Source organism: Streptomyces sp. SID13031 (genome assembly GCF_010548305.1).
In the GTDB taxonomy this organism is placed as follows: Bacteria; Actinomycetota; Actinomycetes; order Propionibacteriales; family Kribbellaceae; genus Kribbella.
Window position 1 is genome coordinate 57,986 of the sequence record NZ_JAAGLV010000014.1, and the last position, 26,510, is coordinate 84,495.

Genomic DNA, 26,510 nt, shown 5'->3' on the forward strand with positions numbered 1-26,510 from the left:
CGATGATGAACAATGCCCGGCGAGTTCTGGTGCTAACGGAGGCGGACGATCCAACCGCCGACCTGGTGATCGAAGAACTGAACGACCGCGACGTGCCAATCGCCCGATTCGACACGTCCGATTTCCCATCCAGCCTGACCGTGGCGGCAGATATCAACGGCCTACGGAACTGGCGGGGCTGGCTGCGGACACCCACGCGAGAAGTGGACCTCACAGCCGTCCGGTCCTTGTACTACCGCCGTCCCAGCGATTTCGACTTCTCGCGTCTTGAGCCACAGCAGGCCCGCTTCGCCGCCTCGCAGGCTCGCTTCGGGCTCGGCGGCCTGCTGGCAGACTTGCCCGGATGCCTATACGTGAACCATCCCAACGCGATCGCCGACGCCGAGTACAAGCCGGTCCAACTCTCGGTCGCCGCCTCGGTCGGGCTGAGGGTTTCACCGACACTCATCACCAATGACCCCGAGGAAGCCCGAGCGTTCGCGAGGGGCGTCGGGAGGATCATCTACAAGCCGCTGTACCTCGGCCTGCACGACCTGGACGGGCAACCGGCGAGCATCTGGGTGAAGGAAGTTGACTTGGAAGACTTGGATGACTCGATCGCCGGAACCATGCACTTGTTCCAGGCGCGCTGCGACAAGGTCGCCGATCTACGTGTCACAGTGATCGGCGACAAGGTCTTCTGCGTGAAGATCAAAACGGAAAGCCCCGATCTTCTGGACTGGCGATATGACTACGACCACCTGTCCTACACGGTTGTCGAGCCACCGGCTGGAATCGTTGACAGCATGCAGGCGTACATGAAGCGATTCGATCTTGTCTTCGGCTGCTTCGATTTCGCCGTACCCCGCAACGGGGGCCCGGTGTTCTTGGAGTGCAACCCAAATGGCCAGTGGGGCTGGCTGGAGGAGGCGACAGGTCTGCCGATGACGGCAGCCGTAGCCGACCTACTGCAGAAAGGGACACGATGACGACCCCCGAACCGGACGGTGGCCGGGCAGCGGCGCTGCGGGTGAAGCTGGCGGACGAACTGGAGGCCTCCGGGGATCTGCGGACGGAGCCGTGGCGAGCAACGATAGAGACCGTCCCACGCGAAGCATTCATCCCGAGCTTCTTCGAGCGGATCGATACCCCACAGCAGACGATGTGGCGACCGATCACCCCCGAGCTCGTCAGCCAGCAGGCCCGACTGGAGCTGACGTACACCGACGAGACCTGGGTGACCCAACTGGATCACCACACGTGGCCAGTCGACACAGCCGTACCCATCCCCGGCGAACCGACATCCTCCTCGACTCTGCCGGGTCTGGTCGTGCGGATGCTGGAAGAGCTCCAAGTCGAAGACGGCAGCCGGGTACTCGAGATCGGAACCGGGACCGGCTACTCCTCAGCGCTGATGTCCGCACGGCTTGGAGCCGAGCTGGTCACGTCGGTTGAGGTCGATGCCGAAGTTGCCGTCCGCGCAAAAGAGGCACTTGCCGCAATCGGATTCATGCCCGATCTCGTGACCGGCGACGGCCTTCTCGGCTATCAGCCTGGAGCACTCTATGACCGCGTGATCGCCACTTGCTCGGTTCGTCACGTTCCAAAGACCTGGGTCAACCAGACCCGACCAGGCGGTCTGATCCTGACAACAATGCTGGGCTGGTTGGACGCATCGTCCGGACTGGTCCGTCTCGAAGTCACCGGAGACGGCACAGCCGAAGGTGCATTTCTCGGCGGCACCGAATCCTTCATGCCTGCTCGGCCGCATGCTGCTCCGCGACTTGGCGACGATGTCTACACCTGGATTGACGAGGTAGAGACCACAGAGCGTGCGACTGCTGCGGGTCCCGAGATCCTGGACCCCTGGGACGGTTGGACGTCGATGTTCATCGCGCAACTCGCTGTCCCCGACTCCCAGCTGCTCATCTACGGCGTCGATGGCGGTCCGGTGATCGAGCACATCATTGACGTGAACCAGCACGCGATTGCGATTCTCCGGAAGCTGCCCGACGACTCTACAGTCGTGCGGCAAGCCGGACCCGTCGCTCTGTGGGACTCGGTAGAGGCTGCCATTTCAGAGTGGCGGAACGCAGGATCACCCCCGCTTGAACAGTTCCGCATCAGCGTGACACCCGAGGCGCAAACGGTCTGGTTCGGAGACCCTGTCGGCCCGCTGTCGTGGAAACTACCGACGAACACCCAGTAGAGGCGAGTAAGTCGAGCCGCGGTTCGTGCAGCACAGCGCGCAGGTGGAAAGCTCGATCGCCGTACGGCGGCCGGCGTAGACCGGGACATCTCCGAGAATCTGGAGGCAGCCGGCAAGGCGCCACATCGGGGCTAATCTGCAGAAGTTCAACTGGCCAAAGATTGTTGGGACCTCGGCGGCTTCATCGACCGCGCAGGTTGCAGCCCGGCACAAACGTGCCCACAGCGGCCGCCGGGAACTACCTCTTGTTTCTTGTCTTTGCTCTTGCCCCCTGGTAGGCGGGCACTCCGCCGCGACACGGGTGCCCGCCCCCGGGAGGGATCGGGGGCGGGCGGGCCAATTGGGTCACTAGGTGGTCAGTAGATGTTGGAGGGGCGGATCATGCCTTCGGCCAGGTCACCGAAGCCGGGGGCCATGATCGCGCCCGGGTTGCCGAGGACCTCCTCCACGATGGCGGTCTCCGTGGTGATCAGCAGGGCGGCGATCGAAGCGGCGCTCTCCAGCGCGGACCGGGTGATCTTGACCGGGTCCATCACGCCGAAGTCGAACATGTCGCCGTACTCGCCGGTCAGCGCGTTGAAGCCTTGTCCGACCGGTAGTTCCGCGACCGTCTTCACGACCTCGTCGCCGTCGTAGCCGGCGTTGATCGCGATCCAGCGCAGCGGTTCGGCCAAGGACTGCCGGACGATCTCGCGTCCGATCAAGGCGTCTCCGGTCAGCTCCAGCCGGTCGAGAGTGTCGCGAGCCTGGGTCAGCGCCGACCCACCGCCCGCGATCACGCCTTCCTCCAAAGCGGCGCGCGTCGCGGACAGGGAGTCCTCGACCCGGTGCTGCTTCTCCTTGAGCTCGACGCCGGTTGCCGCGCCGACGTGGATGACGGCGACCCGGCCGGCCAGCCGCGCGATCCGGAGCTTGAGGTTGTCCTCGTCGTGCTCGTTCTTGGCCCGCTCCAGCTCCTTCTCGAGTTGGTGCAGCCGGGCCTCCACGGCCGCGGGATCACCGGCGCCGCCGACCATCGTCGTACCGTTCTCGGTGATGGTGATCCGGTGACACGAGCCCAGGTCGCCCACCGAGAGCGAGAGCAGGTCGACGCCTGAGTCTTCGCTGACCACGCGAGCGCCCAGTACCGCCGCCAGGTCCTCCAGTTCGGCCACCCGCCGGTGCCCGAAGCCGGGCGCCCGCACGACCACCGAGCGGAACGTGTCGTGCACATTGTTGCTGACCAGCATCTGCAGCGCCGGACCGTCGACGTTCTCGGCCAGGATCACCAGGGGCCGGCCCGATCGCGTCACCAGCTCCAGCGTCGGCATCAGCTCCTGCAGCTGGCTGATCTTCTTGTTGGTGAGCAGGATGTAGGGGTCGTCGAAGACGGTCTCCATCCGGTCCTTGTCGGTCACCATGTACGGCGAGATGAAGCCGTGGTCGAACTCGATGCCGTCGACAACGTTCAGCGACAGCCCGTACGCCGGCGACTCCTCGACCGTGACGACCCCCGTCTTGCCGACCCGGCTCATCGCCTCGGAGATGACCGAGCCGATCTCCGGGTCGTCGTTCGCGGACAGCGTCGCCACGAACAGCAGGTCGGTCTGCCCACCGACCTCGGCGGTCCGCTCGTGCAGCGTCTTGACGATCACCGCGACGGCTTCCTCGATCCCCCGGCGCAGCTGCATCGGGTTGGCGCCGCCGTCCACAGCGCGCAGACCCTCACGTACCAAGGCCTGGGCGAGCACGGTCGCGGTGGTCGTGCCGTCGCCGGCCACCCCGTTGGTCTTCATCGCGACTTCCTTGACCAGCTGCGCGCCCATGTTGGCGAACGGGTTGCGGAGCTGGATCTCCCGCGCGATGGTGACGCCGTCGTTGGTGATGGTCGGCGGTCCGGTCAGCTTCTCCAGTACCGCGTTGCGCCCCTTGGGTCCGAGCGTCACCTTGACCGCGTCGGCGAGCGCGTTCACGCCCTGCTCGAGCAGTTGCCGCGCGTCGGTGCTGAAGCGAAGATCTTTGGCCATCTGTCTGCTTCCCTTCGGTTCAGGAGACCTGGACCGGCGCGGAGCCGATCGGCTTGTCGGCGACCCCTTCGGCGGCTGCTTCCTTGATCCGCAGCTCGGCCGGTACTTCGAGGTCGTACAGCTTGGCCGCGTTGAGGCCGAGGATCTTGCGCTTGATGTCCGGCGTCAGGACGCCGTACTCGGACTGCATGTCCTCGGGGATCTGGAAGTCGACGAACTTCTCGACCAGCCACTTCGGCTGCCAGATCGCGTAGTCGCTGGCGAAGGTGATCCGGTCCTCGCCGATCCAGTACAGGAGCTCGCCGATGATCTGGGCGAAGTACCGGGGCCGGCTGTGGATGAACGGCATCGCCACCGCCAGACCGCCGTACACGTTGGGCTCCTGCGTCGCGATCCAGCAGAAGTCCTCCAGCCGGGGCAGCCCCACGTGCTCGACGATGAAGTTGAGCTCGGGGAACATTGAGGCCGCATAGTCGATGTCCTGGACGTCGAAGGCATCCCGGTTCAGCGGGTAGATCGTGGGGCCCTTGTGCACGTGGATGTTCTTGATGCCGAGCTCGACGCACTTGCGCAGGTACGGCTCGGCCTCCGGGTCGGACAGCTTCCAGCCGCGCGACTCGCCCTTCCACTCGGCGGTGTAGAGCTTGACGCCCTGCAGGTTCCAGCGGGCATGCAACTCCTCCAGCTTGTCCAGGCCCTCCGCACCGTCGCGGGGATCCCAGGCGCCGTTCGTGATGAACTTGCCCGGGTTGTTCTCCATCACGGCGCCGTCGCGCTCGGTGGTGTTGAACCCGTCGACGTAGAAGTCGGTCAGATAGGTCGGCTGGAAGATCGCCTTGTCCACATAGCCGATCTCGAACAGGTCGTGCAGCAGGTCGGCCTCGGAGTACGCGCCGAACTTCTCCGCCGTCCAGACGAACTCCTCGGGCGACAGGTTGCGGTGATAGTCGTAGAAGCAGTTGGTGAAGCCGGCGCCGAACCGGTTCTTGTTGTTCTCCGGCCGGCCGTTCCAGTAGTGCACGTGGCTGTCGACGATGTAGTACTTCTCGCCGTTCTTCTCATACATGGTTTGCCTCCCTGGCAGGCAACTGGACCGGGCCCCATCGCTGAGGCCCGGTGTCTTCAGCTGGTGACCTCGACGAGGTCGAAGTCGATGTACTCCGCGGCCTCCTCCGGACTGGAGAAGAGCATGGTCTTGTCGTCGAAATGGACCATCCGCCCGTAGTGGGTGGACATGATCTCCTCGAAGTCGGCCAGGCCGAACTCCGAGCCGAGCGCGTCGGAGATCTCGGCGAAGTCGAAAGTGAGCTTGCCGACGCCGTCGACGCGGATCATCGAGGGGTACTCGGTGATCGTGACGTTGTCGTGGTGGCCCATGATCTCGGCCACCACGTAGCCGTTCTGGTTGTTCATCAAGGTCACGCCGCACATGTTCGAGAAGGTGCGGTCGACCGCGCCGAACTCCTTGGTCGTGGTCACTGGTCCAGCTCCTTCGGTACGTCGAGGTCGAGGTCGGCCAGCGCGCTGCGCAGACCGGCCTTGGCCGAATCCAGCGAGTCGGCGAACGTGACGACCTTCTCGTTCGGCTGCGACCAGATCGGCTGCAGTTCGCGGGCCGCCCGCAGGCTCTGCGGGATCCAGGTGGCGAGCCATTCGCCCAGCACGGCCTTGTTCTCGTCGCCGTGCTTCTCGTCCCTGGTCAGCAGCGAGAACAGCGCCCGGGTGTAGCCGAGGTCACGGCTGTAGTCGTTCTCGCCGGCACCGACGATCGTCGGGGTGATGTAGTCGCCGTTGCGGGCCGAGACCTGCATCAGCAGGTCGCTGCGGAACAGCACGCCGACCAGGGACTCGAAGACGATGTTCGTCGCGAACAGCGCCTCACCCCAGTCGCCGATCGCGGTCAGCCGCTCGACGTTCTCCCGGACACCCTGCCAGACCGGGTCGCTCTGCCAGACCTCCTTGTGCACCTGCCCGTCGAAGTCGATCTCCGACTCGGCCAGGTCGAGGTTGAACAGCGCCAGGTCCTGGGCGAAGCGCAGCTTGTGGGCCGCGTTGACGCACATCGCGTTGTTGATCATGTTCGTCGGCGCCGACCGCTGCGCGGCGGTGAAGACGTGCATGCCCAGCCCGTTCTCGGCGTGCATCCAGGCGCCGAGGTTGCGCTGGATGAACTTGGTCCAGGCCGGGTTCCAGTGCGAGTACGCCTTGGCCCGCTTGGCGTTCTCCAGGCTCAGCCCGATCTGCCGGACGATCGCCGCGTTGTTGCGGTAGATCGTCTTCTCCCACTCCTCGTTCGGGTCGCGGAACTGGTGCCAGTCCGACGACAGCAGCCGGGTCCAGTCCTGCGGGTAGCCACCAGGAGAGTTCGCGAAACCGTAGATCCAGCCCTGCGTCAGGTGCCGCTCGGGGTCAGGCTGGACGTCGAAGGTGACATCCTCGTACGTCGTCGCGCGGGCCTTGGCCGGCTTGAAGTAGTTGTAAGTGCGACTCGTGGAGCTCGGGAACGTGAGCGCGCCGGCCTCGGAGTCGGTGAACTCCGGGTGCGGGAAACTCCGTTCTTTGGTATCTGCCATCTCGATCTCCTACTCCGCCACCGAAGTGGTGAACTTGTCGTAGTGGATGTGCTCGCGCGGTACGCCCTGCATCTCCAGCAGGCCGATCGCGGCATCGACCATCGGCGGTGGCCCGCACAGGTAGGCTTCGCACTCGGCCAGCCCTGGCTCCAGCCGTTGCACCACCTCCGTCACGAACCCGGTGTACTGCCACTCGTCCGGCCAGCTCTCCGACAGGCAGCCGACGAAAGCGAAGTCCGCCAGCTCGGCGCCCAGCTCCTCGATCTGGTCGAGGTAGAACAGGTCCTCGTGCGTCCGGGCGCCGTAGTAGAAGCGCACCGGGCGATCGATGCCATCGGCAACGAGATGCCGCAGTAGCGACAGGATCGGGGCGAGCCCCGCTCCCCCGCCGATGCAGACGATCGGCCGGTCGGACGACTTCTTCAGCGTGAAGGTGCCGTACGGCCCGTCCAGCTCGAGCTCGTCGCCGACCTTGAGCTCGCCGTCGAGCAGGCCGGAGAAGTGCCCACCCGGGTACTTCTTGATCAGGAACTCCAGTGGATCGCCGGGCAGCGTCGCCATCGAGAAGGACCGGTGCGCGTCGTGGCCCGGGATCGCGATATCGGCGTACTGGCCGGGTTTGAAGGTGAACTTGTCCGGCTCGACCAGGTCGAGCCGCAGCGACACGATGTCGCGGGTGACCGGCTCGATCGCGGCGACCCTGGTCCGCAGGTGCTGCAGCGGGACGGCGTTGCGCAGTTCCTCCTCGTCGTAGTTCATCAACTCCACGGTGAGATCGGAGTACGCGTGCGACTTGCAGAGCAGGATGTAGCCCTCGTCGCTCTCGTACTCGGCCAGCGCGAACGTCGAGTACCGGTCCATCTGCACGTCGCCGTCCAGCAGGAACGACTTGCAGGCGGCGCACTGGCCCTCCTTGCAGCCGTGCATCAGCGCGATGCCCTGCCGGAAGGCGGCGTTCAGGACGGTCTCGTCCTCGTCGACCTCCATCTCGAGGTCGACGGGTTCGAACCTGACGACGTGTTTGTCACCCATCGACTTCTCCTCATCGACTACTGCTGATCGGATGGAGCGATCGGTGGCGGCGAGTGGTGCCAGGGTTCGCCGCCACCGACCAGCTCGGGTGGGTCAGACCTTCGCCGGGGCCGGGCGGCCGGCGGGGCCGCCTGCCGTGTACGCCGCGAGGTGGGCCTCGCGGTCCGCGTCGGACATCTCGTTGAGCAGGATGTTCGGGCTGGCGAAGTTGATGCCGCGAACGTCGTCGAGGGTCCAGAGCTTCTTCTGGTCGTCCAGATCCAGGTGCGGCTGGGGGATCAGCGTCTTGCCGTCGTCACGGACGTACCCGAGGTCCTTGATGATGTCGGCCAGATCGCGGTTGTGGTGCAGCGTCTCCCACTCGCGATGCCCGGTCAGCCGGCCCATGTTCGGCGTCGGGCGACCCTCGTACTCCGGCCGGAACGCCTTGATGTCGGTCCAGGCGCAGGTCTCCGAGCAGTACGTGCGCCACTGGCCGTCGACCTTCTCGGTGACCATGTCCTCGCGGATCAGGGCCGGCACCATGCAGGTCCAGCAGCGGTGCGGGTACTGGTAGTCGACGTCCTCGAAGGCGATCGGCTTGTTCTTGCCGGGGTACCGCAGGCGGTTGTAGTTCTCCCACCACTTGCCGTACTTGTTGTACCAGCCCGGGTACTTGAACTCGAACCAGTCGAAGTCCTCGTCCGTCATCGGGTCGATCCGCCAGTAGTTGACCGGCCAGCCGGTGGCGAAGAACTGGGCCACCTCGTGCACGTAGCCCTTGTTGTAGATCCGGTTCCAGGCCTCCTCGACCAGGTCGTGCGGGATCTTCAGGCCGTACTTCTCCAGCGGGATCAGGTAGCTGCGGTAGTAGTCGTCGTAGATCCAGCGGCGCCACATCTCGGCGTAGGAGTCGCGGTCCTTGCGACGGTCCTTGGTGCCGTACTCGATGAACGTGCCGATCGCGGCGTCGACGACGCAGTGGTTGTTCCACCAGGCGTAGCGCAGGTCGCGCTCGAGCAGCTGGCGGTTGTCCTCGTCGGCCAGCGCCATCAGCAGGATCGAGTACCCGTTGCTGATGTGCCGCGACTCGTCGGACTGGACCGAGTGGAACACCGTCGGCAGCAGGTAGTCGCCGTTGGCGGCGGCCTCGTCGGGCATCGCGACGAACAGCGTGTTGGTGAACGCGGTCTCGGCCACCACCGTGAGGTAGATGTTGGCCGCGGTGATCGCGTCACCGGTGATGAAGCCCTCACCGAACTGCCGGCCGATGGTGCCCGCGTAGTTGTTCGCGAACGCCTTCTCGGTGATGTCGAACCCGGCCGGGTCGATGTAGTGGTTCATGTAGAGCTTCTTCAGGTTCATCTGGATCGTCGAGTGCCGGACCTCGTCGATCATCTGCACCGCGAGCCCGTTGTGGATCTCCGGGTTCGGCACCGCGTCGATCGCCATCGGCATCGCCCGGGCCGCCGAGATCTCCGGGAACGGGATGATGGACAGGAACAGCTTCTGCCACTCCATCCAGCGCTGCTGCACCTGGCGGAACATGTTGCCGCGGATCGCGCCGTCCATGGCGCCGAAGACGCGGTTGTCCTTCTCCTCCTCCATCGGGAAGTAGGACCGCATGATCTGCTTGAGCGGGTCCTTCTTCGGGGCCTTGTCGAAGGTGTAGTCGGTTCCGAAGCGTGTCGCGGGAGTCGCGAAGGTCGGCTCCCAGGACAGTTCGGTGATCTTGGCATGTGCCTTGCTCAGACTCTGCCTGCTCACGGTCTGCCTCCTCGGGGTTCAAGTGCACCGATCACACCCCGGGTGAGGCCTTGCGCTTGTCTCAATCTGAGACACAGTGGAAGCAGGGACGGCTCTACGCTAGGAGCAGAGTTCGACGACGAGAGGCGCGTCTGTGGAACAAGATCACTGGATCAGCACACCGAGGCCGGGCCGGCTCCTCCAAGTCGCCCGAGACTCCTTCCTGTCCTCCGGTGATCTGGACGACCAGGTGGTCCGCGAGCCGATCCAGGCGTCCTGGCTGCGCTCGTCGCGGCTGCGGGTCGACACCGACAACCTCGACCCGAGCTACCTCGGCATCGAGGGCCCCAGCCCCCTCGCCCTCAGCGCAGAGCCGGTACTTCGTGCGCTCGCCGACGAGCTGGCCAACGAGTCCGTCAGCATCATCCTGACCGACCAGCACGGCCTGGTGCTGCAGCGGAAGTGCCCGGATCCCTCCCTGGTGAGGCTGCTCGACCAGGCGTACCTGTCCCCCGGCTTCAGTTATGCCGAGGAACAGGTGGGCACCAACGGGATCGGGACGGCGCTGGAGGCCGGCATCCCGACGATGGTGACCGGGAGCGAGCACTTCACCGGCAGGCTGGGCGGGTTCGCCTGCGCCGGCGCTCCGATCCATCACCCGGTCACCGGTGCGCTGCTCGGCGTACTGGACCTGACGTCGTCCGTGACTCACTCAAACGCTTTGCTGATGTTCTGCGCACGCTCGACGGCGCAGAAGATCGAGCAGCAACTACTGGCGCGGTCCGGGGCTCGGGAGCTCGCACTGTTCCGTGACTACCTGGCTGCGTGCCAGCACCCGGGCAGTGGCGTGATGGCCCTCAGCCCTGACCTCGTGATGATGAACAACCAGGCTCAGCAGCGTTTCGACCCCGCCGATCAGGCTGCGCTCCTGGCTCGCTCTGCGGATGCAGCGGGCACCCCCGATCCGGTCACCCTGGTTGCTGACCTCCCGAGCGGCCTGGTTGCCCGGCTGGACTATCGACCGGCGTTCAGCGGTGCAGAGCTCGCAGGCGGAGTACTGCGGATCCAGGTGCAGTCTGGGCTCGATTCCACCACTGGGCCGGTGCACAACGCAGTACCGGTGATGCCTGGGCTTGCTGGGACCAGTGCTACTTGGCAGCGGGTCTGTCAGTCGGTGGACACCAGTAGGCGCAACGGCTCGTGGGTGGTGCTGGAGGGTGAGGCGGGGGTCGGCAAGATCGCGTTGCTGCGCTCGGTGAACCAGCTACGCAACGGCAGCGGGCACTTCCGGGTCATGGACGCCTCTGAGTGCGGCCCTGCGTGGCTGGACACGGTTGCTGACGAGTTGTCGGCCGGAGCCGGGTCGCTGGTCATCCGGCGTGCGCATCTGCTCGACAGTGATTCCGTGAGCGGTCTGTCGGAGCTGCTGCTCGAGCAGGCCGACCAGCGGAGCGAGATGTGGGTCGCGCTCACCATGCGGAGCGAGCCGCGCAACCCCGAGGTCGACGCGCAACTGCTGCCGCACTTCTCCCACACGGTGGAGGTGCCGCCGCTGCGGCATCACCTCGAAGACATGCACAAGCTGGTCCCACACCTGCTCCGCCGGCTCAACCGGGGGAACAACCTCAGCATCTCCCCCAGCGCACTCGCCCAGCTGATGCGACTCCCCTGGCTCGGCAACGTCGAGCAGCTCCGCCGCGTCCTGCTCCGGATCGCCCAGCAACGCCGCTCCGGCACGATCGACCTGGACGACCTGCCAGGCGAGTGCCGGGCCACCACCCGCCGCCGGCTCTCACAGCTCGAGTCGCTGGAACGCGACGCCGTCGTGAAGGCCCTGGTCATCCACCGCGGCAACAAGGACAAGGCCGCGAGCGACCTCGGCATGTCGCGAGCCACCATCTACCGCAAGATCCGCGACTTCGGCATCAACCTGACGATCTGAATAAATGCTTTGCCCCGGGTCTCGGCCTGACCGGAGACTTGGCCGGGATGAGCGACAACAGCGGTTCAGACGGTCGTGCCGGGATCGACGCGGACCTGGTCAGGCGACTGATCAAGGCGCAGTTTCCGCAGTGGAGTGCGCTGGCGGTTTCGCCGGTGAAGGTCGATGGGTGGGACAACCGCACCTATCGGCTCGGGGACGCGATGACTGTACGGCTGCCGACGGCTGCGGCTTATGCGCCGGCCGTCGACAAGGAGGATCTCTGGCTGCCGCGATTGGCGCCGTCATTGCCGGTCGCGGTGCCTGAGCCGGTGGGTAAGGGCGTGCCTGGTGAGGGGTACGGGTTCAACTGGTCGGTGCGGCGGTGGTTGGACGGGGAGACGGCGTCGGTCGACCGCATCGATGACCTGTCTGGCTTTGCTGTCTCCGTGGCCGAGTTCATCCTTGCGCTGCAGCGGTGTGACGCGAGTGGTGGGCCGGTGGCGGCCGCGCACAGCTTCTACCGGGGTGCGCCGCCCGCGCACTACGCCGATGAGACTCGGCGTGCGCTGGTCGCGTTGGCCGGCCGGGTTGATGTTGCAGCCTGCACTGAGGTTTGGGAGGGCGCGCTCGCATCCTCATTCGCCGGGCCGCCGGTGTGGTTTCACGGGGATATCGCGCAGGGCAATCTGCTGGTCGTCGACGGGAAGCTGTCGGCCGTCATCGACTTCGGCACTTCGGGAATCGGGGACCCGGCCTGCGACCTGGTGATCGCGTGGACGATGTTCTCCGATCAGAGTCGGGAGGCATTCCGGCGTACCGTCTCGCAGGATGCGGCGACCTGGGCCAGGGCTCGCGGCTGGGCACTGTGGAAGGCGCTGATCGTGCTCGCGGACGTCATCGACGTCGACGCCTCGAAGGCAGCCGTCAACCAGCGCGTGATCGAAGAAGTGCTGACCGACCCACTGGGCTGACGGCCAGTGCCGCTAGAGCCTGATGATGCGTGCGATCGGTGTCCTGGCCGCGCGGACTGCCGGGTAGAGCCCGCCCAGCAGGGCCGCGACCGAACTCGCCGAGACGCCGATGAGGACAGCTGCGGCAGAGACCTTGACCCCACCGAGGGAGCTGTCCGCCTGGAAGGCGCCGACCACCGTGGGCAGCAGGAGGATCGCACCCAGTGTCGCGGCCAGCGAACCGAGCAGGGCCACCACTTGGGACTCCAGCAGCATGATCAGCAGGACGTCCTTCAACGAGGCGCCGAGCGCCCGGCGAAGGGAGAGTTCGTCGGCGCGTTCCCGGGCCGTTGCCAGGCCGATGTTCAGGATGCCGAGGCAGCCCACCATCAGGCTGAGGGCGGCGATACCGAGGAAGATCCGGCGCAGGATCGCCAGCTGGCCGGCGAACGAATCGAGGCGATCCACTCGGGTGACGTCACCGATCCGGGGCGTAAGGCCCGTGGGCTCCGACAGCTCGACCACCCGTCGCCGGAGGCCGTCCGGATCGACAACCCCGCCGCTGACCAGGACGCCGGCCGAGCCACTCTCATAGGCGAGTCGCTGCCAGTAGGCGTTGCCCGACAGGTCCACATAGGCGTGGGGTTGAGAGCTGCCGTCATGGACGACCCCGACCACGACCACGGCCACCCGCTGGTAGCCGTCGCCGAAAGCCATCGAGGCCGGCCCCGCGGGCCAGCCCTGCGCTCCCCAGCCCGCGCGGTTCAGCACCACCTGGGGCGCCAGGCGTGGCGATCCGAACCAGCTCCCCCGGATCAGGGGGAAGGGTTTGATGGCGATCAGGTCGGGCTCCACGACGGACACTGCCAGCTCGCCTCCCGTCTGGCCGGTCGTACCGATCATGAACTGCGGCTGCTCGACGACCAGCGTTGTCCTGGTGGTCGGCCCCGCTGCACGCCGGACGACGTCCCGGACCTGTTGGGCCGTCGCCACGGCGTCTGGGCCATCGCCCTTCACCGCGACCTGGACCGTGACGCCCGGCCCGCTCTCCAGGATCGAGTCGCGCACCACCTCCTGCGCCATGAAGTCGCCACCGCCCTGGATCAGGACGATGGCCAGTACGCCGACGAAGAGGCTGACCGAGGTCAGTGCGCTGCGCAACGGGCGGCGCCGGACCCCTTGCCAGGCGACCAGCAGGGCCGCCATCACGGTGTCACCAGGGCGCCGTGATCGAGGGTGAGGATCCGGTCGCAGCCGTTGGCGACCAACTTGTCATGGGTGACGACGACCAGCGCTACGCCGCTCTGCCGGGCCAGCGCGTGCAACTCGGCCATCACGGCGGCTCCGGTCTCCTCGTCGAGCGACCCGGTTGGCTCGTCGGCGAGGATCACTCGCGGCGCCGAAGCCAGCGCCCGGGCGATCGCGACCCGCTGCCGCTCGCCTCCTGACAGCTGATCCGGCCGCCGTCCGGCGAGGTCCGCCAGCCGCACCTTGGCCAGCGCCTCCATCGCAACGTCGCGACGGCGCCGCCGGCGAAGCCCCCGGTGCAGCACCCCCGCCTCGACGTTCTCCCGGACGCTGAGGTGGGGCAGCAGGCAGAAGTTCTGGAACACGAAGCCGAACAACCGCGCCCGCAGTCTTGCCCGGTCGGCGTCGCCGAGACCGTGGACGCGCACTCCGTCCACCAGATAATGCCCGCCGGACAGTTCGTCGAGCAGCCCGAGGATCGAGAGCAGGGTGCTCTTCCCGGAACCGGACCGGCCGACGATGGCGACCCGTTCGCCTGGATCGACGGTCAGGGAGACGTCGTGGAGGAGCACCTGCGAGGCGGCTCCCACGATTTTCCGGGCGGAGGTCAGTTCGAGGACCCGCATGGCGCTAGCCGCCGGCCAGGTCGGGCGCCGGCAGGCTGACTCGATCGCCCTCGGCCAAGCCGGAAAGGATCGCGATCCGGTTTCCGTCGCTGGCCCCGAGGGTGACGCTGCGCAGGCTCGGTTCTCCCTTCGGCCCGAGCAGATTGACCGTCCCCTGGGCCGCCGATCCGGCCACCGCCTCGAGTGGCAGCGTCAGCACGTCGCGCTCTTGCGCGGTGACCAGCGCCATCACGGCCGGCATCCCTTCGAAGACCGGCAGATCCGCCGGTACCAGGCAGGTGACGCGGAGCGGGGCGCCGGAACCTGCTGCCCTGGTCGGAACGGTGCTCAGCAGGGCACACGGGAACGGCCCTGGTCCGTTGGTGATCTGGGCCTTCGCCGAGATGACGGGGGTGTAGAGGCGGTACAGGGATGCCGGATCGAGTTCGGCGACCATCCCGAACCCGGTTGCCCGTACCTCGGCGATCGGGAACCTGGCCGGGACGCGTTGCCCGGGCGTGACGAGCATCTTGGTGATCACGGCACCTGCCGGTACGTTCACCGGCACGACAGAGCCGTCGGCTTTCTTGATCCGAACTGGACCGGAAGACAGCACCACGGTCCCAGCCGCGGCCGACGTCAGTACGCCGGCCGGCGCGGCGGCCACTGTCGCCTTGAGCGTCACCACGCTCTGGATCGATCCGCGGGCGACCACCGCGGTAGGCGAGCTGCTCGGAGGCCGGCCCGGTGCCGGTGCGGCCTGGCCACCGCTGCAGCCCGCCAGCCCGAGCACGCAGGCCATGACGAGGACGAGTCTCATCTCAGATCGACTCTTTGTCGCAGTTCTGCTGGAAGTCGTTGGCGATCGGCCCCAGGTCGCCCAGCGAGGCACGCCGCAGTACGTCCTCGAAGAAGGTCTTCGATTCCGCCTGGAGCGCGGTGGTGTAGTAGTACGTTTCCCTGATCTTCAGGGCCTCGGCCAGCGCACCGCCGGTGGATTTCGTATCGCCGGCCAATGCTTTGCCGACCCAGGAGCAATACCAGCGCCGATCGGCCGCCTGCCGCCCGAACCCGCGTTGATAGACGACATCGTGGCCATCGTCGGTTTTTGCCATGAATGACTTATCGGCGGGCCACTGCCAGCCGTCCGCCAATTTCAGCGTGGCGGCCTCGGCCCGATATTCCGAAATCATTTCTGTGACCTTCAGGCCGTCCTGTCCAGCAGTATCTGAATCAGCCGATCCGCCGCATCCGGAAAGCGTCAGCAGCAACACCAGGACGCACCATTTCGAGTTTCGCATCCGTTCTTCCCTCCAGGCATTTTCCGCACCGGCCGGGTCTCCGCCGGGTGGGCTGGACCGGCGCCGGCCCACCCCACCCGGGGACCCATCACTCAGCACTCAGGCTCAGTAGCGCTCCGAGCCGATCAGGTTGTACGGGCTGCAGCCGCCCCCCGGGCACCCGCTGTTCAGCCGGAACGCGTTGTAGAACTGCCGGCCGTTGCTGACGCTGCTCGCCAGCGTCCGGCGCACGTTGGTCTCGGACTTGGTCCAGCTCTGCGGGCTGCCGATCAACGCGTAGGACACGCTCAGCAGCTCGAAGTACTGGCCGTTCTTCGGCAACGAGGAGAACGTCACCGAGACCGCTCCGGTGCCCTCCTTGAAGCGCGCGTTCGACGAGATGTAGAGATCGCCGCTCGCGTAGTTCGTGCCGGTGATGCCGTGGTCGGAGGCCGCATCGGCGACCCCGACGTTCAGGGCGAACACGCCCGCGACCACAGCGCCGGCCGCGACCAGTTTCTTGACGACTCCAGGACGAATCATTCTGCCTCACCATTTCCTTCGGACGAGTGGCGAAACCCGGCCCGGGCGGGACCTTCGAAGGTTTTACCACCCAGTGAATAGAACGGTCACAGAGTGAGTGCTCCCAAGATCCGCTGTCAAGACTTCGACCGGTCATTCACCGGAACCCGAATTGAACAATCCATGACCGATTCCGGAGAGTTAATCCGAGACGCCCAGAACTCGTATCAATTCACCCCCGAATTTAACGTGAAAACGATTGACCGGATTTCCGGCAGCACGAATAGACCCCGGAACGACGCGGGCAGCGTCGGACCGCAGGCGGTGCTACCGCTGTGAATCGGCTCCCCCAGAGTCCGAAAACGGACTACGGCGATCGCGGCGGGCTCACCCAGCCCGGCCGGAACCGCAGTCGAAACATACAAGCACCCTGCGCCGGACACAAGCACTTGCCGTAAGCCCGCAGTCACGCTGAGCATGCAGCTCCGGGGCACCGCCAGTTCATCGCCCGGCCTCGAGCAGATCGGTGCGCGAGCCGGCGTTGAGCTTGCGGAGAACCTTGGCGACGTGCTGCTCCACCGTGCGCGGTGAGAGGAAGAGGACGTCGGCGATCTCGCGGTTGGTGTGCCCACGGCCGAGCAGCCGGGCGACTTCTTGTTCGCGGGGTGACAGCTCGGCGCCGTAGCCGCGGCGGCCTCTGCGGGAGGGAGAGGTGACCCCGTGGCTGCGTAGCTCGTGGCGGCAGCGGGCCGCATCCCGGGAGGCCCCCAGGCGGTCAAAGCTCTCCGCGAGCGCAGTGAAGGCTTCCACTGCCTCAGGCTCCTGGAGCGCGAGCCTGCAGTACACAGCGCGCTCAGCCACCAGCGCAGCGAAGTACGGTGCCGGCAGAGCTTCGTATTGACGCTCTACCTCTCTATAGAGCTCCGCAGCAGCTAGATAGTCGCCGTCGCTTTCAGCTAGCTGAGCCCGGCCGCAGTGGAGCGCGACTCGCGCCAGTGGCGCATCCAGCCCGCTCGTGCAGTCGTCCAACTCCCCCAGCAACTTCCGTACTTCGTCGTCGCGCCCGTCCGCGAGTAGTACGGCGACTGCTGACGGCGTCAACTCCCCTGCCCAGGCCCACACCTGCTTGCGCCGCAGGAGGTCGAGGCCCCGATTCACCGAGGCAACTGCCGCACCGAGTTCACCACGCATCAGCTGCATCCAGCCGAGCAAGCCGAAGCCGGCCAGCGCTATCTGCGCGATGGCCTCGGGCGGCTGATCAATACCGGTCGCCGCAAGGAAGGCCTCCGCCTCGGCCCACTCGCCACGGGCGACCGCCAGAGATGCCAGTACCAGGGACAGCTCACTGGTGAGCGGGAACAGGTCGCGGTACTCGTCCAGAAGCTGCTCAGCGCGGTCGTCGAGTCCTGCCCATTCACCGGTGAACCAATCCACCCTCGCGCGAGTGGAGCGCGCCGTACTGACGACGAACGGTGCACCGCAGTCGGTCGCGAGCTGCAGCCCACTCCACAGCAGATCAATGGCCTTCGTGTAGTGGCCGATGGACATGCAGGCGTCTGCGAGGTTGCAGTGAGTTCGAGCGAGGTCCCGCTGCTCGGCCCCAGACGCGCCACTCACCGGAAGTCTGGAGATCTCACGCAGTACGGCAGGGTCGCCGGTGTGCAGCCCGGTCCCGAGCAGGTTGGCCCGGAGGGAGGCGACCAGCACTGGATCGGTTGCCCTGCCCAGGAACTGCTCCGCTCGCTCCGCCCACCGTCTGTTCTCGTCCAGCGACGCTGCCCCGAGCCAGCACTGAGCCAGCACGGATACCGCCTTGGCCTCCAGATCCGGTCTGGCGTGGAGGTCGGGGATCGCTCGTTCGATCTCCCGCCGCCCCTCGGAGATCCCGCCTGCCGCGCGCACCATCATCAGTCCGGCGTAGAGCCGAACCTCACCTCGCACCGCCGGCGACAGCCGCTTGTCGGTCAGTAGTCGCTGCAGGGTATCCATCGGGTCCTGCTGATCCAGACCCGTGTAGGCCACTTTGCCCAGCTTCGCGGCCATTCTGTCGACGCCTTCGGAGGTCTGGTCGTGCTCAGCCAACAGCCTCTGGAACAGTCGCGTCGCCGTCGAAGCATCGCCAAGCTCGCTGGCCCGATCAGCTGCGGCCTCACCGTAGCGACGCCAATCCTGCGTGCGGCTGGCCAGCCGGCTGTGCTCGGCCAGCTGGAGCAGCGGTAGCGGTGTCGTCCCGGCCAGAGTCTCGGCGATCCGCCTGTGCAGCGCCTGTCGCTGCGGCCCCGGCAGACTGTCATAGACCGCCTGCCGTCCCAACGCATGGCGGAAGTCGTAGCGACCGTCACCCGAGTCCCGCAGGACTCCCGCAGCCAGTGCAGAAGTAAGGGCCGCTTCAACGGCTTCCTCGGCAAGACCAGTCACCTGCCCGAGCAAGTCACTCGCTGCTGGAATCCCCAGTGCCGCCGTGGCGTAGCTAACCTCCCTCGCGGCCTCCTGCAGGCCGGAGAGCCGTTCAGCCATCGCATCCCGCAGCAGAGCCGGTACTTCGACATGCTCGAGCGCCCGGCGAGCAGTGCTCCCGTCAACGGGCAGAGGCAGCGTCCGGACCGCCTCCTCGATCACTGCGGGGATACCGGCTGTCCGGTCGTACAGCAGCTCGGCCAGGTCGGTCCCGATCGCGTCGACCCCCAGGATCCCGGCCGACAGCGACCGGACCCCGGCAAGGTCCAGTGGTTGCAGGGTGAGCACAGCGCTCGGCAGCCCCACCGGCGGCCGGTACTCCGCTCCGAGTGGCGGACCCGACGTCAGGTCCTCACGCCGGTAGGTCACCACGATCGATAGGTTGTCCGGCGGATCCGTCATCAGGAACCGCAGCAGCTGACGCGATCCGTCATCCGCCCAGTGGAGGTCCTCCACCACGAGGAGCGCCGGGCCCGCGGCCGCCAGTAGCTCGCGGATGGCCCGGAACACCTGGTGCCGCTCAGTCGCTGGGTCACCGGCGGGCCAATGCGCGTCGGGGAACCGGTCTGCGAGCTCCGGCAAGAGGGGGCGTAGTACCGAGGTGAGCGGGCCTAGCGGAGTACCGGAGTGGCGTGGGTAGTTTCTGAGCGCTTCGAGGACCGCGCCGTAGGGGAACGGCTCTCGCAGGGGCTGGCAGTAGCCGACCATGAGGTACTTGCCGCTGACCTCGGGCTCACGCAGCAGCTCGTTGACCAGGCGGCTCTTCCCGATCCCTGCCTCGCCCTCGACCAGCGCGACGCCTTGCCTGGCTGCTGTGGCGGCCAGCAAGCGCAGTTCGTCGGCGCGGCCGACCAGCACTGGCGAACTGGTACGGGTGATCGGTGCTCCAGCCATCTGCGCTCCCGTGGATGTGGGGGCGAGCCTACGTCGGCGGCAGCGGTGGGGAAACCGTTTCCGTGTGTCCGGAGTTGCGAATAGTCACGTACCCCTACGTACTCATGCCCGGATTGTTCCGGTCGTGACTCGCCACGACAGTAAGCGGACCGGCCACCCCACCCCCTCCGCCCTGGTGGCCGGGGACCGAACGGAGAGCTCATGAAACTCCCGCGGACAGGGGCCCTTGGGGCCATCGTGTGTCTGTCACTCGCAGTACTGGTTCCACCGGCTCAGGCCGCTGCTCCACCATCGGCACCCAGCCCCACCATCCGGGGCGCTGGTGCTCCGGGCACCATTCCCGGCAGCTACATCGTCGTGCTGAAGGACGGTGCCCGGGCCTCCGCCTCGACCCTGGCTTCGAGGTACGGAGGCAAGGTCAAGCTGACCTACACCACCGCACTGCGCGGGTTCTCGGCCTCCTTGACCGAGGCAGAGGTATTGCGGCTGGCGGCAGATCCAGAGGTCAGCTACGTCGAGCAGGACGGTATCGCCCGGGCCACTGACCGGCAGGCCAACCCGACCTGGGGACTCGACCGGATCGACCAGCTGAAGCTGCCACTCGACCAGGGCTACACCTACGCGACCAAGGCGCCCGGCGTCACGGCGTACATCGTCGACACGGGGATCTACAAGACGCATACCGACTTCGGTGGCCGGGCGACCGATGGCTACGACTTCATCGACAACGACGCGATCGCCAACGACTGCAACGGGCACGGCACTCATGTGGCCGGCACGGTGGGCAGTACGACGTACGGGGTGGCCAAGGGCGTCGCACTGGTCGGCGTACGGGTCCTGAACTGCCAGGGACAGGGCGAGTGGTCCCAGGTCATCGGTGGCATCGACTGGGTCGCCCAGAACGCCAAGAAGCCGGCAGTCGCCAACATGAGCCTCGGTGGCGAGGCGAACACCTCGGTGGACGACGCGGTAAAGCGCGCCGTCGCCGCGGGCGTCACCTTCTCGGTTGCAGCAGGCAACGACAACGGCGCGAACGCCTGCAACACCACCCCGGCCCGGACGCCGGAGGCGATCACGGTCGGCTCCACCGACAACCAGGACAACCGGTCCAGCTTCTCCAACATCGGCTCGTGCCTGGACATCTTCGCGCCCGGCTCCGGCGTCACGTCGACCTGGAACAACGGCGGTACCAACAGCATCAGCGGTACGTCGATGGCGACACCGCACGTCACGGGAGCAGCGGCGCTCTACCTGGCGGGCAACCCCTCCGCCACGCCGGCCACTGTCGCTTCGGCGCTGACCAGCAACGCGAGTGCGGGCGTAGTGAAGAACCCCGGCAGCGGCTCACCGAACAAGCTGCTCTACACGGGCTTCATCGGCGGCGGCGACCCCGAACCGCCGACCTGTGCAGGCGGTACGTCGACCGAGGACGCGGCGATCCCCGACGCGGGTGCCGCCGTCTCCACGGCCACGACGATCACTGGTTGCGCCGGGAACGGTACGTCGACGACCAGCGTGAAGGTCGACATCAACCACAGCTACACCGGTGACCTCCAGGTCGACCTGGTCGGACCGTCCGGCGCAGTGATCAACCTCCGCCGTGCGGGCGGGGTCGGCTCGCCCGACGGGCTGCACCAGACCTTCACCGCCAACACCTCCGGCGAGACCCGCAACGGCACCTGGAAGCTGCAGGTGAAAGACGTCTACCGCTTCGACACCGGCACCCTCGACGGCTGGTCGCTGAACTTCACGCCGTCGGCCGCCAACTACGAGGGCGACGCCGTCCCGGTCAAGTCGGGTGGTCCGGTTGCGAACTTCGCCGGCGGCCAGGACGCGACCGTCAGCGAGTTCCCCGCCATCATCGCCGGGCTGCGGGCCGGCGGTACCCGCCCACAAGGGCAGACCTGCACAGGTACGGCGATCGCGCCGCGGAAGATCCTGATCGCGGCGCACTGTGCCGATGCGGCCGGCGCCAAGAGCTTCCTCTACGGGCTCAACGACCTCAACGCCGGTGGTGGCACCAAGGTCGGCGTGGTCGACTACAAGAAGCACCCGAAGTACGTGAACTTCGACCAGGGGTACGACGTCGCGGTGGTCACCACCGACGCGGACGTCCCGGTGCCCGGCGGCAAGTACGCGTCGTACGCGACCTCGGCCGACGCGGGGCTGGAGAAGCCGGGGGCCACCGGGCAAGGCTTCGGCTACGGCAAGAAGGACTTCGACGACACCGCGCGCGACGTGACGCTCGACAAGGCGTCGCTGCCGATCGTGGACGGCGCGCAGGTCTGCAACGGCGTCGGCGCCGGTTTCAAGCCCGCGACGATGATCTGCGCCGGGTACTCCGACGGCCGGATCACCATCCTGCCCGGGGACAGCGGTGGCCCGCTGATCGTCCAGGGCAAAGTGATCGGCGTCGCCTCCTGGAGCCGCTCCGACTTCAAGTGGTACAGCGTCTACGGCCGGCTCACCAACGACATGGGCGACTGGGTCAAGACGCAGGTCGGCGACACGCCCCCGACCGGTGACTTCGGGGTGGCGGTCTCACCGTCCGCCGTGAAGGTTGCCCCCGGCAAATACATCTCGACGACGGTGACCAGTACCGCCGGATCGGGCGGCGCCGAGAACCTGACGCTGACCGCCTCGGGTCTGCCCACCGGCGCCCGGGCCACCTTCCAGCCGGAGTCGATCAGCTCCGGCTCCGCCGCCAAACTGACCCTCGAGGCCGGTACCGGTACCCCGGCCGGCAACCACACCGTCACGGTCACCGCGACCAACCCGGCCGGCAAGACGGCCACTGCCAACGTCACGCTGACAGTGGCAGGCGACCAGCCCCCGACGGGCGACGTACAGGTCACCGCAACCCCGTCCAGCGGGACAGTGACTCAAGGCCAGCTCGCTCAAACCACGGTGAAGGCGTCGGGTGGCACCGGCAACCTCACCCTGACCGCCACCGGCGTTCCCACCGGCACCCAGACCTTCTTCAACCCGGCCACCATCACCCAGAACGGCACCAGCAACGTCTGGTTCTTCACCAACTTCCAGACGCCCCGCGGTACCTACGCGATCAAGGTCTCGGCCCGCTCCGCCGACGGCAAGACCGGCACCACCACCTACAACCTCACCGTCCGCTAGGACGCAGAGTGGGCCTCTGCCTCACGGCGGGGGCCCACTTCTGGGTCAGCGCAGGGTGTTGAAGGAGTCTCGGAGGATCTCCAGGGCTTCGGTGGTTTCCTCTTCGGTCAGGGTCATCGGTGGGGCCATCCGCAGGACGTTGCCGTAGAGGCCGCCCTTGCCGATCAGCAGGCCGCGGTCCATCGCCTCCTGCTGGAGCTTGACCGTGGTGGCGGCGTCCGGCTTGCCGTCGTCGGGGTTGATCAGCTCGGTGGCGAGCATCAGGCCCTTGCCGCGGACGTCGCCCAGCTCGGGGAACTCCTCCGAGATGCCGCGCAGCCCGTCCATCAGCTGGGCGCCGCGCTTGGCCGCGTTGGCCTGCAGGTCGTTGTCGAGGAGGTACTCGATCGTCGCCTTCGCCGCGGTGGTCGAGATCGGGTTGCCGCCGAAGGTCGAGAGGCTGTTGGCGCTCAGGCTGTCCATCAGGTCCGGCTTCGCGACGACACCGCCGATCGCGAACCCGTTGCCCAGGCCCTTGGCGAAGGTCATCGCGTCCGGTACGACGTCATGCGCCTGGATCCCCCAGAAGTGCTCCCCGGTCCGGCCCCACCCGGTCTGCACCTCGTCGGAGATGAAGAGGATCCCGTACTCGTCGAGCACCTCCTTGAACGCGGCGTACAGGCCGTCGGGCGGTGACGAGAAGCCACCGACGCCCTGGATCGGCTCGACGATCATGCACGCGACGTCGCCCGCCGTACCGGTGTCGATCACATTGCGGAGATCGTCCACGCAGACCTTGATGTACTCCGCGTCCGGCAGGTCCCTGAACGGGCTGCGGTACTGGTACGCCCCCTGCACGTACTGCACGTTGATCGGCGACAGGCTACTCGCCGACCAGCCCCGGTTGCCGGTGATGGCGACCGTGCCGAAGCCGCGGCCGTGGTACGAGTTGCGCATCGCCAGCACCTGGTTGGAACGGCGCTTCTGGGTGGCGAACAGCAGGGCGGCCTCGTTCGCCTCGGTGCCCGAGCTGGTGAAGAAGACCTTGGCGTCCGGGATACCGGACAGCTCGGCGATCTTCTCGGCCAGCTCGATCTGCCGCCGGATCAGGTAGACCGTCGAGGTGTGCGCGATCCCGGTGGCCAGCTGCTCGCGGACCGCCTCGGAGATCTCCGCGATGTCGTACCCGATCGCGTTGGTCAGGATGCCCGCGAAGAAGTCGAGGTACTCCTTGCCCTCACCGTCGGTGACCCGGCGGCCGGCGCCCTTGACGATCTCGATCGGCTGCTCGTAGTACAACGACAGCCAGTCCGGCATGACGGCCTTGTGACGCTCCCACAGCTCCGCATGTGTCATGACCTAGCAATACCTCATCGCCAGGCCTCACCGCCATCACGACCTACCGGTGACTTAGGGTGGCTCCTCGTGACGACGCCGAGTATCGCCCATCTGGACATCGAGTCCCTGCGGCATTTCGACCAGGTGACCGGGGCCGGCGCCACCTCGATGGGCGGCTGGCGGGTGCAGTCGGTGGACCTCACCGGGCGGACGGCAGTACTGCTCAAGCTGTCGCCGATGGGCTCGCTGTTCCTCGGGTGCGCGCTCGAGGAGACGGCTGCGACCTGGGTACGCGACGGCGGCGGGCTGATCTTCCCCGCCATCCCGGAGCTGCCGTTCGACCCGTACAGGGGCAGCCTCTATGCCGCCGATGAGCTGTACGCGGGCCTGGCGGCCGGCTACGAGGCGACTCCGGATGCGCAGATCTACGCGTGGTCACGGCAGTACGACGAGAGGGGCGACACCAGTCGCACCCTGGCGGCCGCGCTGCACGACCACTCGATCGCCGACGCGCTGCACGAGCTCCCCGGCGGCAAACCGTGGATCGGCGTGATGGGCGGCCATGGGATCGCACGCACCGACCCGACGTACCGGGCGGCCGTCCTGCTCGGCCGGACGCTCGCCCGGGCGGGTCTGACCGTCGCGACCGGCGGCGGACCCGGCGCGATGGAGGCAGCCAACCTGGGCGCCAGCCTGTCCTTGTACGACGATGCGGCGGTCGACTCGGCCCTCGCCATGCTCGCCGGTACGCCGTCCTTCCGCCCCTCCATCGCAGACTGGGCCACCAGCGGTCTGGCCGTCCGCCAGGCCTTCCCCGGCGACGGCGGGGTCTCCATCCCGACCTGGTTCTACGGCCACGAGCCGCCGAACGTGTTTGCGGGCTCCATCGCGAAGTACTTCTCCAATGCGCTCCGTGAGGACGTACTGCTCGGCCGCGCCCGCGGCGGCATCATCTACTTGCCGGGAGCGGCCGGTACGGTCCAGGAGATCTTCCAAGCCGTCACCCCCAACTACTACGGCGACCAGGTGACCCAGACCCCGATGATCCTCGTCGGCGACCACTACTGGACGACCGAACTCCCCGTCTGGCCCCTGCTCCAGGGGTTGGCCGCCGGGCGCCCGATGGCCGCCTCCGTCCACCTGGTCGGCTCGATCGAGGACGCCGCCAGGCTCGTCATTCGTTAACGGATCTGAAACTACCCATGGTGTCCCCCGGCCGCCATCGGCCGGGGGGATTTGTCAGCTCAGGCGACGCGGGACGGCGTGAACTGCATCCGCGGGTGGGCGTACGCGTCCTGCGATTCGACGAGCTGCAACTCGCGCTCCCCCGAATCGTGCGTGCGCGTGAGCAGATCGAAGACGCTGGAGGTCGTGCGGGCGACCGCATCCGCGAGATCGCCCGTACGGCGGTAGTGCGCCGTGAAGAGCGCGGCCGTCACGTCGCCCGAGCCGTTCGCCTTCATCGGGATGTACGGCGTCTGCACGAGCCACGCGCCGCTGTCGTCGACGGCCAGCATCTCGATCGTGCCGTCCTCGCGGTCGGGGCGCTCGACGCTGGTGACGAGCACCGTGCGCGGTCCGGTCGCGCGCACGAGCTCCACCGAGGCCAGCGTGGACTCGAGGGTGTCCGGCTCGGTACCGGTCAGGAAGCCCAGCTCGAACTGATTGGGCGTGATGATGTCGGCGGCCGGAACCACCCGGTCGCGCAGCAGCACGGGGATGGCCGGAGCGACGAAGCAGCCGGATTTCGCGTTCCCCATCACCGGGTCGCAGGAGTACACCGCCGCGGGATTCGCCGCCTTCACCCGCTCCACCGTCTCGAGGATGACGTCGGCGATCCCCTCCCCACCCTGGTAGCCCGACAGGACCACGTCGATCTGCGGAAAGACTCCCCGGTCCTCGATGCCCAGCAGGACCTCTCGCACGTCGTCCGGGCTGATGAGCGGCCCGCGCCAGGCCCCGTACCCGGTGTGGTTCGAGAAGTTCACCGTGTACACCGGCAGCACCTCCACACCGATGCGCTGGAGCGGGAAAACGGCTGCCGAGTTACCTACGTGCCCGTAGGCGACCGCGGACTGGATCGAGAGAATCTTCACCGCCCGATCATGCCACTTCGCCGCTGACTCAACCTCGCGGGCGTTCCGGGCCTTTACCCGGTCTGCCGCTGAGCCAGCCTTCGGCTTCGTCGAGCCAGTCGTCGACCTCTTCGACGTCGTAGCCCTCGGTCAGCCGGACCGGGGTGAACTGCACTTTGCGGATCTCGCGCGGAGTGACCGGGCGGTCGACAGGCTGCCCGTTCACCGTCGCCATCACCCGATCCACGAAGGCGTCGACCTCAGACGGGGCATAGCCCTCGCGAATACGGACGGGCGTGAAGAGCGGTCCTTGCCGTTGCTCGCTGGTGGGCGCGTGCCCCGCGACCGGCCGGTCCGGCATCCACTGCTCGGCGTCGGCCAGGAAGTCGTCGACCTCGTCGGCGGCATAGCCGGGGCCGAGCAGCGGAGTACGGAACGCCGCACCGCGCAGCTCCGGCACCGTGACCGATGGCTGCCCGGTACGGTTCACCGTCGCGAGAATCTGCTCGACCAGCGCGTCGACCTCGGCACGGTCGTACCGCTCGCCCAGGCGCTTGACGGCGAACTCCGGCCGAAGCACGC

General features: G+C 67.0%; 21 protein-coding genes. 6 read left to right on the plus strand and 15 right to left on the minus strand.

The window, feature by feature from the left end:
• Window positions 1-2 precede the first annotated feature (2 nt).
• Window positions 3-968 carry an ATP-grasp ribosomal peptide maturase gene (gene tgmB, locus G3I17_RS26285; protein WP_343238419.1) on the plus strand — a complete coding sequence of 322 codons (966 nt, stop codon included), beginning with the start codon at window positions 3-5 and terminating at the stop codon, window positions 966-968.
• Complete coding sequence (gene tgmC, locus G3I17_RS26290) at window positions 965-2,188, plus strand: ATP-grasp peptide maturase system methyltransferase (RefSeq protein ID WP_164600277.1); 1,224 nt, start codon at window positions 965-967, stop codon at window positions 2,186-2,188. The genes tgmB and tgmC overlap by 4 nt, the downstream gene beginning before the upstream one ends.
• A 356-nt stretch (window positions 2,189-2,544) precedes the next feature.
• On the opposite strand, the gene groL is transcribed toward tgmC, so the two are convergent.
• The 6 genes from groL to G3I17_RS26320 form a co-directional block, all read right to left on the minus strand.
• Complete coding sequence (groL, locus tag G3I17_RS26295) at window positions 2,545-4,194, minus strand: chaperonin GroEL (RefSeq protein ID WP_164600278.1); 1,650 nt, start codon at window positions 4,192-4,194, stop codon at window positions 2,545-2,547.
• Between the two features lie 19 nt (window positions 4,195-4,213).
• Window positions 4,214-5,260, minus strand: coding sequence for an amidohydrolase family protein (locus G3I17_RS26300; protein ID WP_164600279.1), 1,047 nt, complete (start codon window positions 5,258-5,260; stop codon window positions 4,214-4,216).
• 56 nt (window positions 5,261-5,316) lie between these two features.
• Entirely contained in the window at window positions 5,317-5,673 is a 357-nt protein-coding gene (locus G3I17_RS26305) for an MmoB/DmpM family protein (RefSeq protein WP_343238420.1), read from the minus strand.
• Window positions 5,670-6,767: an aromatic/alkene monooxygenase hydroxylase subunit beta gene (locus tag G3I17_RS26310; RefSeq protein WP_164600280.1), complete on the minus strand. Its 1,098-nt coding sequence runs from the start codon at window positions 6,765-6,767 to the stop codon at window positions 5,670-5,672. Before G3I17_RS26310 ends, G3I17_RS26305 begins: the two co-directional genes overlap by 4 nt.
• A gap of 9 nt (window positions 6,768-6,776) precedes the next feature.
• Window positions 6,777-7,799 (minus strand): FAD-binding oxidoreductase, encoded by a 1,023-nt coding sequence (locus G3I17_RS26315; RefSeq protein ID WP_164600281.1) that lies wholly within the window; start codon window positions 7,797-7,799, stop codon window positions 6,777-6,779.
• 93 nt (window positions 7,800-7,892) lie between these two features.
• Window positions 7,893-9,545, minus strand: coding sequence for a methane monooxygenase (locus G3I17_RS26320; protein WP_164600282.1), 1,653 nt, complete (start codon window positions 9,543-9,545; stop codon window positions 7,893-7,895).
• Window positions 9,546-9,678: 133 nt separating this feature from the next.
• On the opposite strand from G3I17_RS26320, the gene G3I17_RS42240 reads away from it, so the two are divergent.
• Both G3I17_RS42240 and G3I17_RS26330 read left to right on the plus strand, forming a co-directional pair.
• A complete protein-coding gene (locus G3I17_RS42240; protein WP_164600283.1) occupies window positions 9,679-11,466 on the plus strand; it encodes a GAF domain-containing protein in 1,788 nt (595 codons plus the stop codon).
• A 47-nt stretch (window positions 11,467-11,513) separates the two neighbouring features.
• Window positions 11,514-12,419: an aminoglycoside phosphotransferase family protein gene (locus G3I17_RS26330; RefSeq protein WP_164600284.1), complete on the plus strand. Its 906-nt coding sequence runs from the start codon at window positions 11,514-11,516 to the stop codon at window positions 12,417-12,419.
• A gap of 12 nt (window positions 12,420-12,431) precedes the next feature.
• On the opposite strand, the gene G3I17_RS26335 is transcribed toward G3I17_RS26330, so the two are convergent.
• The 6 genes from G3I17_RS26335 to G3I17_RS26360 all read right to left on the minus strand — a co-directional run bounded on the left by G3I17_RS26335 (window position 12,432) and on the right by G3I17_RS26360 (window position 19,404).
• On the minus strand, window positions 12,432-13,604 hold the full coding sequence (locus tag G3I17_RS26335) for an ABC transporter permease (RefSeq protein ID WP_164600285.1): 1,173 nt from the start codon (window positions 13,602-13,604) through the stop codon (window positions 12,432-12,434).
• Window positions 13,604-14,272: an ABC transporter ATP-binding protein gene (locus tag G3I17_RS26340; RefSeq protein WP_164600286.1), complete on the minus strand. Its 669-nt coding sequence runs from the start codon at window positions 14,270-14,272 to the stop codon at window positions 13,604-13,606. The genes G3I17_RS26335 and G3I17_RS26340 overlap by 1 nt, the downstream gene beginning before the upstream one ends.
• 4 nt (window positions 14,273-14,276) lie before the next feature.
• Window positions 14,277-15,071 carry a hypothetical protein gene (locus tag G3I17_RS26345; RefSeq protein WP_164600287.1) on the minus strand — a complete coding sequence of 265 codons (795 nt, stop codon included), beginning with the start codon at window positions 15,069-15,071 and terminating at the stop codon, window positions 14,277-14,279.
• A 1-nt stretch (window position 15,072) separates the two neighbouring features.
• The gene (locus tag G3I17_RS26350; protein WP_164600288.1) at window positions 15,073-15,525 is read right to left on the minus strand and encodes a hypothetical protein; all 453 of its coding nucleotides are present in this window, start codon (window positions 15,523-15,525) and stop codon (window positions 15,073-15,075) included.
• 132 nt (window positions 15,526-15,657) lie between these two features.
• Window positions 15,658-16,074: a hypothetical protein gene (locus G3I17_RS26355; RefSeq protein ID WP_164600289.1), complete on the minus strand. Its 417-nt coding sequence runs from the start codon at window positions 16,072-16,074 to the stop codon at window positions 15,658-15,660.
• A gap of 480 nt (window positions 16,075-16,554) precedes the next feature.
• Window positions 16,555-19,404 (minus strand): LuxR family transcriptional regulator, encoded by a 2,850-nt coding sequence (locus G3I17_RS26360; protein ID WP_164600290.1) that lies wholly within the window; start codon window positions 19,402-19,404, stop codon window positions 16,555-16,557.
• 201 nt (window positions 19,405-19,605) lie between these two features.
• On the opposite strand from G3I17_RS26360, the gene G3I17_RS40035 reads away from it, so the two are divergent.
• Window positions 19,606-22,536, plus strand: a complete 2,931-nt coding sequence (locus G3I17_RS40035) for a S8 family serine peptidase (protein WP_203590772.1) — start codon at window positions 19,606-19,608, stop codon at window positions 22,534-22,536.
• 45 nt (window positions 22,537-22,581) lie between these two features.
• On the opposite strand, the gene G3I17_RS26370 is transcribed toward G3I17_RS40035, so the two are convergent.
• Window positions 22,582-23,871: an aspartate aminotransferase family protein gene (locus G3I17_RS26370; protein ID WP_164600291.1), complete on the minus strand. Its 1,290-nt coding sequence runs from the start codon at window positions 23,869-23,871 to the stop codon at window positions 22,582-22,584.
• 69 nt (window positions 23,872-23,940) lie between these two features.
• On the opposite strand from G3I17_RS26370, the gene G3I17_RS26375 reads away from it, so the two are divergent.
• On the plus strand, window positions 23,941-25,038 hold the full coding sequence (locus G3I17_RS26375) for a Rossmann fold nucleotide-binding protein (protein WP_343238421.1): 1,098 nt from the start codon (window positions 23,941-23,943) through the stop codon (window positions 25,036-25,038).
• A 59-nt stretch (window positions 25,039-25,097) separates the two neighbouring features.
• On the opposite strand, the gene pdxY is transcribed toward G3I17_RS26375, so the two are convergent.
• Together pdxY and G3I17_RS26385 are read right to left on the minus strand one after the other, a co-directional pair.
• The gene (gene pdxY, locus G3I17_RS26380) at window positions 25,098-25,949 is read right to left on the minus strand and encodes a pyridoxal kinase PdxY (protein WP_164600293.1); all 852 of its coding nucleotides are present in this window, start codon (window positions 25,947-25,949) and stop codon (window positions 25,098-25,100) included.
• 28 nt (window positions 25,950-25,977) lie between these two features.
• Window positions 25,978-26,508, minus strand: coding sequence for a DivIVA domain-containing protein (locus G3I17_RS26385; protein ID WP_164600294.1), 531 nt, complete (start codon window positions 26,506-26,508; stop codon window positions 25,978-25,980).
• Window positions 26,509-26,510 lie beyond the last annotated feature (2 nt).

Coding starts and splice junctions, on each gene's coding strand:
- tgmB (WP_343238419.1), top strand. CDS start 3: ATGATGAACAATGCCCGGCGAGTTCTGGTGCTAACGGAGGCGGACGAT.
- tgmC (WP_164600277.1), top strand. CDS start 965: ATGACGACCCCCGAACCGGACGGTGGCCGGGCAGCGGCGCTGCGGGTG.
- groL (WP_164600278.1), bottom strand. CDS start 4,194: ATGGCCAAAGATCTTCGCTTCAGCACCGACGCGCGGCAACTGCTCGAG.
- G3I17_RS26300 (WP_164600279.1), bottom strand. CDS start 5,260: ATGTATGAGAAGAACGGCGAGAAGTACTACATCGTCGACAGCCACGTG.
- G3I17_RS26310 (WP_164600280.1), bottom strand. CDS start 6,767: ATGGCAGATACCAAAGAACGGAGTTTCCCGCACCCGGAGTTCACCGAC.
- G3I17_RS26315 (WP_164600281.1), bottom strand. CDS start 7,799: ATGGGTGACAAACACGTCGTCAGGTTCGAACCCGTCGACCTCGAGATG.
- G3I17_RS26330 (WP_164600284.1), top strand. CDS start 11,514: ATGAGCGACAACAGCGGTTCAGACGGTCGTGCCGGGATCGACGCGGAC.
- G3I17_RS26335 (WP_164600285.1), bottom strand. CDS start 13,604: ATGGCGGCCCTGCTGGTCGCCTGGCAAGGGGTCCGGCGCCGCCCGTTG.
- G3I17_RS26340 (WP_164600286.1), bottom strand. CDS start 14,272: ATGCGGGTCCTCGAACTGACCTCCGCCCGGAAAATCGTGGGAGCCGCC.
- G3I17_RS26345 (WP_164600287.1), bottom strand. CDS start 15,071: ATGAGACTCGTCCTCGTCATGGCCTGCGTGCTCGGGCTGGCGGGCTGC.
- G3I17_RS26355 (WP_164600289.1), bottom strand. CDS start 16,074: ATGATTCGTCCTGGAGTCGTCAAGAAACTGGTCGCGGCCGGCGCTGTG.
- G3I17_RS26360 (WP_164600290.1), bottom strand. CDS start 19,404: ATGGCTGGAGCACCGATCACCCGTACCAGTTCGCCAGTGCTGGTCGGC.
- G3I17_RS40035 (WP_203590772.1), top strand. CDS start 19,606: ATGAAACTCCCGCGGACAGGGGCCCTTGGGGCCATCGTGTGTCTGTCA.
- G3I17_RS26370 (WP_164600291.1), bottom strand. CDS start 23,871: ATGACACATGCGGAGCTGTGGGAGCGTCACAAGGCCGTCATGCCGGAC.